Below are 11,907 nucleotides of genomic sequence, written 5' to 3'. Positions count from 1 at the left end.
CGATGCCGATCCGCACCAACCGCGGCCGCACCGCGGTCTACCGGCGCCTGTGGGGCTGGCCGCTGCGCTCGCCCCGCCACCTCATGGGGACGCTGGTGTTCCTGGCGATCCTGGTCACCGCGCTCGGCGTCCTGCTGCCGAAGGTCGTCGGAAAACCGCAGGCCAAGGCGTCGCCACCGGGGCCGGGGACGACCACCTCGATGACGACGACCGCGCCCGGTATCGCGGCGCCGGTCCCGACGTCCAACCTGCCGACGCGGCTGTCCACGCCGCTGGCCACCCCGACGCCGACGACGCCGAACACCGACGCGATCCGCGTCGCCAAGCAGTGGGCCGCGGCCTGGGTCAACCACCCGGCCGGGATGACCTCCGAGCAGTGGCTGGCGCAGCTGAAGCCGTTCACCACCGAGGAGTACCTGCCGGTGATGTCGACGGTCGACCCGGCGAACATCCCGGCGACGAAGGTCACCGGTGAGCCGGTCGCCGGCACGTCGTACCCCAAGTCGGTCCAGGTCACCGTCCCGACCGACGGGCCGAAGCTGGCCATCACGGTGGTGAGCACGAACGCCGGCTGGCGGGTCGCCGACTACGACCAGGCGAGCTGACCGTGCGGCGCCTGGGGTTGTGGCTGGGGCTGGTCGTGTTCCTCGCGATCGGCGCCCTGGTCGTGACCGCGGTCGCCGCGAAGGTCGTCATCGACAACCAGCAGGCGCAGGCCCGGGGCGTGTCCCTGATGAGCTGCGATGCTTCGGTCGGGCCGACGCAGCCCGGCCAGGGCGACCGCGGCAAGGTCGACGCGTCGAAGCTGGACGACGAGCAGCGCGGCATCGTCGCGCTGATCATCTCGATCGGCAAGCAGCGCACGCTCGCGCCGCGCGCTTGGCAGGTCGCGATCCAGGCCGGGATGACCGAGTCCGGGCTGCACAACCTGACCTACGGCGACGCGGACTCCCAGGGCATCTTCCAGATGCGGCCGTCGATGGGCTGGGGCTCGGTCGCCGAGGTCACCAACCCGACTTACGCGGTCAACAAGTTCTACGACGTGCTGCTCGCGGTGCGGGGCTGGGAGAACAAGCGGCCCGGCGACGCGGCCCAGGCGGTGGAGCGCTCGGGCTTCCCGGACCGCTACCACAAGTGGGAGCCGATGGCGGCGACGCTGGTGGAGTCGGTCGGCCAGGTCGTCGACGTCGTTGCGTGCGGCACCGGCATGGGGGCGCTGCTGCCGCCCAGCCAGGCCGCCGCGAAGGCGATCAGTTTCGCGCTGGGCGAGCAGGGGAAGCCGTATGTGTGGGGCGCCACGGGACCGAATTCGTACGACTGCTCGGGGCTGATGCTGCGGGCCTACGAGTCGGCCGGGATCATCCTGCCGCGCACGTCACGCGAGCAGTACCACGCGGGCGCGATGCTGCCGGTACGGGAGGCGCAGCCCGGTGACCTGCTGTTCCTCTCCACCGATCCGTCGGACCCCACCGCGATTCACCACGTGATGATGTACCTCGGCAACGACAAGGTCGTCGAAGCGCAGCAGACCGGCGTTCCGGTGCACACCCGGGCCTTCTCGTTCGGCGAGCGCCAACTCGTGCCGCAGGCGGTCCGCCCCGGCGTTTAGCATGGGTCGCGAGGGCCTGGACAGGATCGCACCGATTCACCCGACGTCGCGGCGCCTTCCACGAGCAGGTGGCCGCGTACTGGCAGAGGATGAGCACGTGGGACGCAAATTCGGCAGGAGGGGCAAGCCCGGATCGGGCGAGCCCCGTGACCCGGCGGCGCTGTTCGGCGCGCCTCAGCCGCCCCGGCAGAGCGCCCGGCCCGCGTCCAGCACCCCCCTGGCCGACCAGCTCGCTCAGGGCTACCCGGGAGTGGACGCGGGGTACGTGGTGCTGCCTCGTTCGCTGGCCGAGGGCATGTCGCTGCCGTGGCAGCACCAGATGGCGGCGCTGCTGGCCCAGTTCCACGCGGAGCACGCGGGCCTGGCGTGGCCGATCTACCGGGTGGTGCCGTCGCGCTACGAAAAGCTGGCGGACCTCGACGAGGAGCAGCTCGCGGAGGCGGGCTACCTGGTGGAGATGGACGCGGACGGCGAGATGGTCTACCGCGAGCGGAGCGGCCGGAAGGTCCTGGACCCCGAGAACACATCGGTGCTGGTCTCGAGCCTGGACCCGATCCCCAAGCCGGCGGCCCGCCCGGCACCCCCGGCGGCATCGCCGTCAGGCCACGTCCCGGCGGCAGCGCCGGCCCCGATGAACATCGGCCCGGCCCCGGTCTGGCGAACGGTGCCGCACCCGCCCCGGGCGCATTCGGTGCCGGGGACGCCCGAGCAGCACATGTACGCACCGCAGCCGGGCCGCCGCCACGACCCGGCGCCACCGGCGGTTGCGTCTGCCACGTCTCCGGCCGCGTCTGCCCCCTCGGCGGCGGTGGAGCCGCAGTGGTCGGTGACGGCCGAGTCGGAGCTGCCGGGCCCGGTGAAGGCCCCCCAGTCATCCCCCCGGCACGCGGCGGCCCCGGCTCAGGACGAGCGCGCGGAGCAGCGGCCATCGGCTGGGGAGTCGTCAGTTCGCCCGGAGACTGTTGTTCCGGCGGCCGAGCCTGCTGTGGTTTCGCCGGTGGTGGTGGCCGAGCGGGGGGTGTCGTCGTCGCCCGAGACAGCGGCGCCTGAGCAGGCTGCGGCACCGGTGAGCGAGCCTGCGGGGGGAGAGGAATCTCGCCCCGAGCCGCGGCCGGCTCCGACGCCGCAAGATGCAGATCACCCGGAGGCTGCAGCGTCGGCCCCGGGCGAGTCGGTGGGGCAGGAGGTTGCAGCGTCGGCCCTGGGTGAACCGGTGGGGCAGGAAGTGCCAGCGTCGGCCCTGGATGAACCGGTGTCGCGGGACACGGACCGACCAGGCGCTGCTGCACCGGCCTCAGGCGAAACGGTCTCGGGGGAGGCCGCTGGCTCGGCCTCGGCGTCGGCCCCGGACGAACCGGCGTCGGCAGATGCGGATCGGCGAGATGTTGCCCCGTCACCGGCCGAGTCGGTGCCTCGGGATCTTGACCAGCCGGAGGTCGCTACTTCGGCACCAAGTGAGCCGGCGCAGTCGGAGGCCGCGGATCGGCAAAAGGTCCCCGCCCCGGCAGCGGGCGAGGCGGATCGGCCAGAGACTGCCCAATCGGGTTCGCCCGGATCCTCTCCGCGGGAGTTGAGCCGGTCCGATGCTGCGCCAGAATCGGTGCCATCGGGCTCCGACCAGCCGGAAGTTGCCGCTCCGCGGGAGGCGGGCGGGTCTGAGGCTGCCGTATCGGCATCAGCCGGACCGGCGCCACAGGATGCCGCTCACCTGGAGGCGACGGAACCTGCGGCGGCCGAAGAAGTGCGGCCGAACGACTCCCCAGCCGAGGCAGCCGCACCCACACCCGCCGAAGCCCCGGCGGCCGAGGCAGGCCGTCCCGAGACGGCCGCGCCCGCACCGGCGGAACGGGAGCCGATCCAGCCCGTGAGGGCCGACTCCCAGCCAAGCTCGTCCACCGCGCCGCTGGAAGTCCCATCTGCGAGTTCGCAACCCCCAGCGGCACCGGGCACGCAACCGGCCGCCGAACCGCAGGCGACCCCCGAAGCGGTTCCGCAGCCGGCTGCTTCGGTCAGCGCGCCGGCCCTTGAATCACAGGCGGCCCCCGATGCGGCTTCGCCGTCGGCGGCTGCTTCGGGAGTGCAATCGCCTGCCGAATCGCAGGCGCCCGACGCTGGTTCGCAGCCGGCGGCTGCTTCCGGCGGCGTGCAACCGCCCGCCGAATCGCCGACGGCACCCGATATGCCTTCCCAGCCGATGGCAGCCTCGGGTGATGCGCCTCAGCCTGCTTCTCCAGAGGCGCAACCGCCGATGCTCGGCTCGCATCTGCCCAAGCCCCCTTGGGGACCCGCCGACCTGCCGGCGCCCGGCCTCGGCCCGGTGCCGGGCTCCGCATCGGACATCAGCCCGGCGCCCGGCGCAGTGCCGGGTGCTGCCCCCGCGCAAGGCGCCGGTTCCACACACGGCACCAGCCCTGCCCACCCTCCCGTGGCACCCAACCCCACCAACTTCGCCTCGCCGGTCCCGAGCCCCGCGCCCGGACCCAGCCACCAGCCGGACGTCGCGTCTGCGCAGGGCACGGGCCTGGCCGGTTCCGCGCCAGGGCCCGGCTACGTGCCTGCCAGTGGTCCGGCGGGCTCGCCCGCGGTACCCGGCCCCCCTCAGGTGCCCGGCTCGGCGCAAAGCACTGGCTCAGCAGGTTCCCCGCTGACGCCCGGCACCAGCCCGGCCGCTACTTTCGCTCCGCCCGGCACCAGCCCGGCCGCTACTCCCGCGCCACCCGGCACCACGCCGATTCCCCACCCCACGCAAGGCGCCACCCCGGCGCCCGGCGCCACACCTGCTCCTGCGCAAGGCATCGCACCGGCCCCCGGCGCCACACCCGCACCAAGCATCACCCCGGCCCCCGGCACCCCGCCGCTTCCCAACCCCGCGCAAAGCACCACCCCACCCCCGAACCCCACCCCGCCAGCACGTCCCAAGCCGGTCTTTCCCGGTCCGGAGTCGACCCCGCAGCCCTTCCCGGCCCGGCATGCCGCGCCCGCGCGGCCCGTCTTCCCGGGGCCCGGGACCATGCCGCCCGTTCCGCCTGCGGCGCCGAATGCGCGGCCCGTTTTCCCCGGGCGGGACACCCCCCTCCCGCAGCCCTCGCGGCAAGAGCCCGAAACCCCTCCCCGGGGTACCGCGCGTGGCTGGTTCGACGAATTCACCGAACCCAAAGAGCCCGAAGAACCCCAGGACTTCGGCCCCACCGGGCAGCCGACCGAGATCCCCTACCGGTACAAGCGCTGACAGCCCGGGCCGCGGGTGCGAACCTAGGAGCATGTCCAAAGACCCGAACCCGGACCAGGGGTGGTACTACAACACCCGCACCCACCAGGTCGAGCACCTCGAACGCAGCCGCAGCGTCGACCTGCTCGGCCCGTACCCGGACGAGGCCACCGCCCGGCGCGCCCTCGACATCGCGCGAGAGCGCACCCGGCGGGCCGATGCCGAGGAAGACGACTAAACCGTCAGCTGCGGGCTGAGGACGAACTCCGGGTCCACCTGCGAGACGAGGTCGGCGCCCGCCCAGGCGCGGGCGTTTCGCAGGTGGAACTCGACCGCCTGGCGCTGGTAGCGCGCCCAGTCGCGCTGCTCCGCGTCGACCGCTGCCCGCATCGAACTCAGCGTCTCCAGGTTGCGCGGCTCGAGCTCGGTGATCGGCCGGGCCGCGCCGCGCTCGGCCGCGCGCACGTGCCGGGACGCCGACATCCAGCCCAGCAACGCGGAGCCCACCTGGTCCTGCAGGAACTCGACGTCGTCGGCGTCCGTCACCTTGTTGCCCACCACCACGAGCCGCACCCCGAAGTCGCGGGCGTAGTCCGCGTACTGGCGGTACACGCCCACGCTCCGGACCGTCGGCTCGCACACCAGGAACGTCACGTCGAACCGGGTGAACAGCCCCGAAGCGAACGCGTCCGCGCCCGCGGTCATGTCCATCACGACGTATTCGCCGTCGACGTCGACCAGGTGGTTCAGCAGCAGCTCCGCCGCTCCCACCTTCGAGTGGTAGCACTTGACGCCGAGGTCGTCCTCGTCGAACTGGCCGGTGACGCCGAGCCGCACGCCGCCCAGCTGCCGGAAACACGCCGAGAACACCGGGTTGTCCTCGAACGGCCGGACCAGCCTCGACCCGCGGCCCGGCGGGGTCGTCTTGATCATCGACGCCGCGTCCGGGATCCGCGGGTTGTCGCCGCGCAGGTAGTCCTTGATCAGCGCCATGTTGTCGCCCAGCGTCGGCCAGGCGAGCGCTTCCTCCTCGGTCGCGCCGAGCGCCACCGCGAGGTGCTGGTTGATGTCGGCGTCGATGGCGAGCACCGGCAAGCCGGCGTCGGCGAGGTACGCGACGAACAACGACGACAACGTGGTCTTGCCGCTGCCGCCCTTGCCGACGAACGCGATCTTCACGGTCGGAGTCCCCTTCTGGCAATGATGACGGTTTTCATTTCAACCTCGGCAACGTACACCCGACCGGCCCGCGCCCGATCGGGCGATCAGGAGGCCCGGCTCGGGTTAGGGTTGGGGGGTGCCTCCCCTCGTGATCAGGACACACTCGGCGGGCGGGGACTTCGGCCCCCTGCGTGCCGAGTTTTCGCTGCCGGAGTCGTTCGGGCCCGAGGTGCTGGCCGAGGCGGAGGCGGCGGTGCTGGATCCGCTGGCCAGCGCGGGTCCCCGGGAGGACGCGACGGACCTGCCGCTGGTCACCATCGACCCGCCCGGCGCCAAGGACCTCGACCAGGCGATGGTCGTCGAGAAGACCGCACGCGGCTTCCGCGTGCACTACGCGATCGCCGACCTGGCCGCGTTCGTCCCGCCCGGCGGCGCGCTCGACCGCGAGGCGCGCCAGCGCGGGCAGACGCTCTACCTGCCCGACGGGAACGTCCCGCTGCACCCGCCGGTGCTGTCCGAAGGCGCGGCCAGCCTGCTGCCCGGCGAGGTCCGGCCCGCGGTGCTGTGGACCATCGAGACCGACGACGCCGGCGAGCCGACCACGACCCGGGTCCGCCGCGCGCTGGTCCGGTCCACCGAGCAGTTCGACTACGAGACGGTGCAGGCCGCGCTCGACGCCGGGAACCCGCACCCGTCGGTGGCCGCGTTGCCCGAGCTGGGCCGGCGACGCCGCGAACTGGCCGTCCGGCGCGGTGCGGTCGAGCTGCAGCTGCCGGAACAGGAAATCACCGGCGACCCGGACGGCGGCTGGGTGCTCGCCCGCCGCCCGCGCACCGCCGTCGACGCCTGGAACGCCGAGATCTCGCTGCTCACCGGCATGGCCGCGGCGCGGATCATGCTCGACGCGCGGATCGGCGTCCTGCGCACGCTGCCCGACCCGGAGCCCGAGGCCATCGACTGGCTGCGCCGCTCGGCCGAAGCGCTGGGCATCGTGTGGGCGCCCGAGACGACCGTCTCCGAATTCCTGTCCCGGTTGGACCCCGGGCAGCCGGCGTCGATGGCGCTCTACGCCGACACGACACGGCTGCTGCGCGGCGCGGGCTACACGGCGTTCGACGGCGAGTTGCCGGCGCTGACGACGCATGCGGGCATCGGCGGCGCGTACGCGCACGTCACGGCGCCGATCCGGCGGCTGGTCGACCGGTTCGCCACGGAGATCTGCCTCGCCGTCTCGGCCGGCCGCGAGGTCCCGGAGTGGGTGCGCGCGGCGCTGGCCGACGTCCCGGAGCGGATGAGCGCGTCGGACACCCTCGCCGCGAAGGTCGAGCGCGCGTGCATCGACCAGGTCGAGGCGTGGGTGCTGGCCGAGCACGTCGGCGGCGAGTTCAGCGCGGTGGTGCTGCGCGCGGACGAGAACAAGGCGGAGATCCTGGTCGAGGACCCCACGGTGATGGCGAAGTGCGCGGGGGAGCGGCTGACCGCGGGCGAGCGGATCGCGGTCCGGCTGACCGCGGTCGACGTCGACAAGCGGAAGGTCTCGTTCGAACGCGCATGACGTACCTCGTCGACGATCTCGGTGAGCCGGTGCCGCTGTCCGGACCGGCTTCGCGGGTGGTGTCGCTCGTGCCGTCGCTGACCGAAGCGGTCGAGGTCAGCGCGTCCGGACGCCTCGCCGGCGCGACGGACTACTGCACGCATCCATCCACTTTGGACGTGCCGCGCGTGGGCGGGTCGAAGTACCCGAAGCTGGACCGGGTGCTCGACCTGGCGCCGGACCTGGTGCTGGCGAACGCGGAGGAGAACCGCCCGGAGGACGTGGAACGCCTGCGCGCCAACGGAATCCCGGTGTGGGTGATGGCCGCGGCGGCTTCGGTGCCCGCCGCGTTGGGCTCGCTGCGCCGGATCCTGACGCAGGCGTACGAGCTCAGCGAGCCGGATTGGCTGGTGGCCGCGGAAGAGGTCTGGCGCGGGGCCCGGCCGGTCCGGTTCCACGCGGTGGTCCCGGTGTGGCGCAAGCCGTGGATCGTCCTGGGCCGCGACACGTTCGCGGGTGACGTCCTGCGCCGCGTCGGCGTGGCGAACGCGTACGCGAACGCGGAGGAGCGCTACCCGCGCCCGGACGTGGAGGAGCTGAGGGCGCGTTTCGCGGCGGACGCGGATTTGCTGGTGCTGCCGGACGAGCCGTACGCGTTCACGGAGGAGGACGGCCCGGACCACTTCCCGGACGCGCGGTACGTCCTGGTGTCGGGCCGGTATCTCACTTGGTACGGGCCGTCGCTGGTCGACGCGCACGCCGCGTTGACGGAGGCGCTGGCGGGACTGTGAAGTCGAAGCCTCGCGTGAGCGCGGCCCGCACGGCTTCGGCAACCTCCGGCGGACGGACGGGCTCGGTCGCGAGCCGGAGCCAGTTGTCCGGCCGCGGCCGCCCGGTGTCGACGACGAGGGTGGCGCCGGGCCGCTCGGCGAGCTCGACCGCGAAGGTCATGGTGGCGCCGATCCCCTGCGAGTAGGTCGGCTTGCGGCGGACCGCCCAGCGGTAGTCGGTGCCGTCGACGGTGATCCGCCGCGAACCTCTGCGGGGCAGAGTCATGAGACCTCCCGACCGCATTCCAGGCCGCTCAGCCAGGCTTCGAGGCGCTCGAAGTGCTCACTGGTCAAGCCGGTGTGCGCGTCGACCGGGATCAGCTCCGTCGGGACGTTCGCCCGGCGCTCGACGAACGCCTGCCGGGCCTCGGGGAACAGGTCGAAGTCGTCGTCGAACCAGGCCAGAGGGCGGCCCGCGGCGAAGCGGGCCACCGGGCCGAACTTCCACGCCGGCTGAGGGCCGGCGAACTCGACCACCGCCAGCCGCGGCAGGCCGATCGCCGGGCCGACCTGGCGGTTCGCCCGGTGTTCCCAGCTGGTCGCCCAGGCCAGCTCCGCATTCGCGGAACCGGCCAGGGCGACCAGCGCGGGCCCGTGGGCCGGGTTCAGCCAGATCCGCAGCCGCTTGCGGCTCCAGCGGGAGAGCCGCAGCGACTGCTCGACGTAGCCGGCGGGCTTCGCGTGACGCGGGGCCGCCCACGGGCTCAGCGGGCCGTCCACGTCGAGCAGGATCAGTGGTCTCACACCGGTTTACAGCGTCAGACCGGTCAAAACCGTTACCCGCTCCTCCGTGAAGTCCGCCATCGCCGCCGCCGGGCCCTCGCGGCCCACGCCCGAATCCTTCACCCCGCCGTACGGCATCTGGTCCGCCCGGAAGCTCGGCACGTCCCCGACGATCACCCCGCCCACCTTCAACGCGGCCGACACCGAGAACGCCGTCGGCACATCGCGGGTGAACACGCCCGCCTGCAACCCGAAGCGGGACGCGTTGATCCGCGCGACCCCGTCGGCCACCGATGGCACCCGGACCAGCGAAACCACCGGCCCGAACACCTCCTCGGCCATCACCGGCGCGTCCTCCGGGACGTCCGCCAGCACCGTCGGCTCCACCGTGGCCCCCGACTGCCCGCCGCCCGTGAGCAGGCGGCCGCCGGAAGACACCGCAGCCGCGATCCACGACGAAACCCGGTTGGCCGCGTCGACGTTGATCAGCGGGCCGACGTCGACGCCCTCCGCGCGCGGGTCGCCGGTGCGCAACGCCCGGACCTCGGCGAGCACCTTCTCCGCCAGCGCGTCGAACACCGAAGTGTGCGCGTACACCCGCTGCACCGAGATGCACGACTGCCCCGCCTGGTACATCGCGAACGTCGCGATCCGCTGCGCCGCGAAGTCCAGGTCCGGCCAATCCGGGCAGACCAGGACCGCGCCGTTGCCGCCCAGCTCCAGCGCCACGTGCTTGCGCGGGACGCGGTCGCGGATCGCCCAGCCGACCGGGACCGAGCCGGTGAACGACACCACCGGCAGCCTCGGGTCCTCGACGAGGTGAGACGCCGTCTCGTTGTCCACCGGCAGGATCGACCACGACCCCGCCGGGAGGTCCGCCGACGCCAGGATCTCGCCCAGCAGCAACGCCGTCAGCGGTGTCGCCGGGGCGGGCTTGAGCACGATCGGCGCGCCGACCGCGATCGCCGGGGCCACCTTGTGCGCCACCAGGTTCAGCGGGAAGTTGAACGGCGTGATGCCCAGCACCGGCCCGCGCGGTACCCGCCGGACCAGCGCCAGCCGGCCGGTGCCGGCCGGGTCCGTGTCGAGTCGCTGCAGCTCGCCCGAGAAGCGGCGGGCCTCCTCCGCCGCCCAGCGGAACGTCGAGACCGCGCGCCCCACCTCGCCGCGCGCCCACTTCAGCGGCTTGCCCGACTCCGCCGTGATGAGCGAAGCGATCTCTTCGGACCGCTCACCCAGCGAACGGGACACGTGGTCCAACGCCCCGGCGCGGACGTGCGCGGGCAGCGTCGCGAACTCGTCGGCGACGTCGTGAGCCGCCTGCACCGCGGCCTCGACGTCCGACGGAGAAGGAACGAAATGCGACCCGGCGGAGGAGCCGTCGAACGAATGGCGGACGACGGCCGTCGCGCCGGCGGTCACCGGCTTCCCGGCCACCCAGAAGGGGAACGTCATGCGCGGACCTCCGTCCGGACCGCGTGTTCGAGCACCGAGAGGCCCTCGTCGAGCAGGTCGTCGGCCAGCGACAGCGGCGGCAGCAGCCGGACGACGTTGCCGTAGGTGCCGCAGGTCAGCACGACGACCCCGGCGCGGTGACAGGCCGCCGCGACGCGCTTGGTGAGGTCGGCGTCGGGCTCCGCCGAACCGGCCTTGACGAACTCCGCGGCCAGCATCGCGCCGCGTCCGCGGACGTCGCCGATGACGCCCGTTTCGGAGGCCAGCGCCCGCAGCCGCGGCAGCACGACGCCTTCGATGCGCTTGGCCGACGCGGCGAGGTCCTCGGTCTTCATCGTCTCGATCGAGCCGAGCGCCGCGGCGCACGCGATCGGGTTGCCGCCGTACGTGCCGCCGAGGCCGCCCGGCGGAACCGCGTCGAGCAGGGAAGCGCGGCCGGTGACGGCGGACAGCGGCAGGCCGCCGGCGATGCCCTTGGCCGTGGCGATCAGGTCCGGCACGACGTCCTCGTCGGTGGAGGCGAACCACGAACCGGTGCGGCAGAAGCCGGTCTGGACCTCGTCGGCGACGTACACGACGCCGTTTTCGCGGCACCAAGCCGCAATCGCGGGCAGGAAACCGCGCGCGGGCTCGATGAAGCCGCCCTCCCCCTGGATCGGTTCCAAGACCACCGCGGCCACCTGGTCACCGCCGATCTGCTTTTCGATCCGGTCGATGGCCAGCGCCGCCGCTTCGGGGCCGGACAGGCCGTCGCGGAACGGGTACGAGCCCGGCACGCGGTAGACCTCGGGCGCGAAGGGGCCGAAGCCGTGCTTGTAGGGCACGGATTTCGCGGTCATGCCCATGGTGAGGTTGGTGCGGCCGTGGTAGGCGTGGTCGAACACGACGACGGCCTGGCGCCCGGTCGCGACCCGCGCGATCTTCACGGCGTTCTCGACGGCTTCGGCGCCCGAGTTGAACAGCACCGACTTCTTCGCGTGGTCGCCCGGCGTCAGCTCGGCCAGTGCTTCGCAGACTTCGACGTACCCCTCGTACGGCGTGACCATGAAACAGGTGTGGGTGAACCAGCAGGCCTGCTTGCGGACGCGGTCGACCACCGCCGGCGCGGAGTGCCCGACGTTGGTCACCGCGATGCCGGAGCCGAAGTCGATCAGCACGTTGCCGTCGGCGTCGGTGAGCAGGCCGCCGCTGGCGGAGGTGACGTAGACGGGCAGCACCGAGCTGACCCCGGCGGCGACGGCCGCGGCGCGGCGCTGTTGCAGCTCGCGCGAGAGGGGGCCGGGAATCTCGGTCTGCAGCCTGCGCTGGCGGGGCGCCGGGGCCTGCGGCCCGGCGGTGGTGCTTGCGGTCACGGCGTGCTCCTGGAAGTCGGTGGACGTCCTCAGGA

The 11,907-nt window shown here is 73.0% G+C and carries 10 protein-coding genes; 5 read left to right on the top strand and 5 right to left on the bottom strand.

The genetic code is table 11. The features are described from left to right. Nucleotides 1–2 precede the first annotated feature (2 nt). From ACFVYA_RS04495 to ACFVYA_RS04485, 3 genes are all read left to right on the top strand, one after another. Nucleotides 3–605 (top strand): hypothetical protein, encoded by a 603-nt coding sequence (locus ACFVYA_RS04495; protein ID WP_387042339.1) that lies wholly within the window; start codon nt 3–5, stop codon nt 603–605. Nucleotides 606–607: 2 nt separating this feature from the next. Then, complete coding sequence (locus tag ACFVYA_RS04490; RefSeq protein ID WP_387042336.1) at nt 608–1,609, top strand: C40 family peptidase; 1,002 nt, start codon at nt 608–610, stop codon at nt 1,607–1,609. A 3,260-nt stretch (nt 1,610–4,869) separates the two neighbouring features. Beyond that, the gene (locus tag ACFVYA_RS04485) at nt 4,870–5,055 is read left to right on the top strand and encodes a hypothetical protein (RefSeq protein WP_285988553.1); all 186 of its coding nucleotides are present in this window, start codon (nt 4,870–4,872) and stop codon (nt 5,053–5,055) included. On the opposite strand, the gene ACFVYA_RS04480 is transcribed toward ACFVYA_RS04485, so the two are convergent. Further along, nucleotides 5,052–5,996, bottom strand: coding sequence for an AAA family ATPase (locus tag ACFVYA_RS04480; RefSeq protein ID WP_285988554.1), 945 nt, complete (start codon nt 5,994–5,996; stop codon nt 5,052–5,054). The genes ACFVYA_RS04485 and ACFVYA_RS04480 overlap by 4 nt on opposite strands. 130 nt (nt 5,997–6,126) lie before the next feature. Here ACFVYA_RS04480 and ACFVYA_RS04475 point away from each other — a divergent pair, with 130 nt between their 5' ends. Then, the gene (locus ACFVYA_RS04475) at nt 6,127–7,533 is read left to right on the top strand and encodes an RNB domain-containing ribonuclease (RefSeq protein ID WP_387042545.1); all 1,407 of its coding nucleotides are present in this window, start codon (nt 6,127–6,129) and stop codon (nt 7,531–7,533) included. Beyond that, nucleotides 7,530–8,303 carry a helical backbone metal receptor gene (locus tag ACFVYA_RS04470; protein ID WP_387042333.1) on the top strand — a complete coding sequence of 258 codons (774 nt, stop codon included), beginning with the start codon at nt 7,530–7,532 and terminating at the stop codon, nt 8,301–8,303. The genes ACFVYA_RS04475 and ACFVYA_RS04470 overlap by 4 nt, the downstream gene beginning before the upstream one ends. Here the strand turns inward: ACFVYA_RS04470 and ACFVYA_RS04465 are convergent. The 4 genes from ACFVYA_RS04465 to gabT are packed head-to-tail and all read right to left on the bottom strand — an operon-like array spanning nt 8,236 to nt 11,872. Next, on the bottom strand, nt 8,236–8,568 hold the full coding sequence (locus ACFVYA_RS04465; RefSeq protein WP_387042330.1) for a hypothetical protein: 333 nt from the start codon (nt 8,566–8,568) through the stop codon (nt 8,236–8,238). The two genes, ACFVYA_RS04470 and ACFVYA_RS04465, sit on opposite strands and share 68 nt — an antisense overlap. Beyond that, nucleotides 8,565–9,086 (bottom strand): hypothetical protein, encoded by a 522-nt coding sequence (locus tag ACFVYA_RS04460; protein ID WP_387042327.1) that lies wholly within the window; start codon nt 9,084–9,086, stop codon nt 8,565–8,567. The genes ACFVYA_RS04465 and ACFVYA_RS04460 overlap by 4 nt, the downstream gene beginning before the upstream one ends. A 6-nt stretch (nt 9,087–9,092) precedes the next feature. Continuing rightward, nucleotides 9,093–10,520, bottom strand: a complete 1,428-nt coding sequence (locus ACFVYA_RS04455) for an aldehyde dehydrogenase family protein (protein ID WP_387042325.1) — start codon at nt 10,518–10,520, stop codon at nt 9,093–9,095. After that, entirely contained in the window at nt 10,517–11,872 is a 1,356-nt protein-coding gene (gene gabT, locus ACFVYA_RS04450; RefSeq protein ID WP_387042322.1) for a 4-aminobutyrate--2-oxoglutarate transaminase, read from the bottom strand. Before gabT ends, ACFVYA_RS04455 begins: the two co-directional genes overlap by 4 nt. Nucleotides 11,873–11,907: the final 35 nt, after the last annotated feature.

It is taken from the genome of Amycolatopsis sp. NPDC058278 (assembly GCF_042881395.1).
GTDB lineage: Bacteria > Actinomycetota > Actinomycetes > Mycobacteriales > Pseudonocardiaceae > Amycolatopsis.
This window is presented reverse-complemented; position numbering and strand designations above follow the sequence as displayed.

Coding starts and splice junctions, on each gene's coding strand:
- ACFVYA_RS04495 (WP_387042339.1), top strand. CDS start 3: ATGCCGATCCGCACCAACCGCGGCCGCACCGCGGTCTACCGGCGCCTG.
- ACFVYA_RS04485 (WP_285988553.1), top strand. CDS start 4,870: ATGTCCAAAGACCCGAACCCGGACCAGGGGTGGTACTACAACACCCGC.
- ACFVYA_RS04470 (WP_387042333.1), top strand. CDS start 7,530: ATGACGTACCTCGTCGACGATCTCGGTGAGCCGGTGCCGCTGTCCGGA.
- ACFVYA_RS04465 (WP_387042330.1), bottom strand. CDS start 8,568: ATGACTCTGCCCCGCAGAGGTTCGCGGCGGATCACCGTCGACGGCACC.
- ACFVYA_RS04455 (WP_387042325.1), bottom strand. CDS start 10,520: ATGACGTTCCCCTTCTGGGTGGCCGGGAAGCCGGTGACCGCCGGCGCG.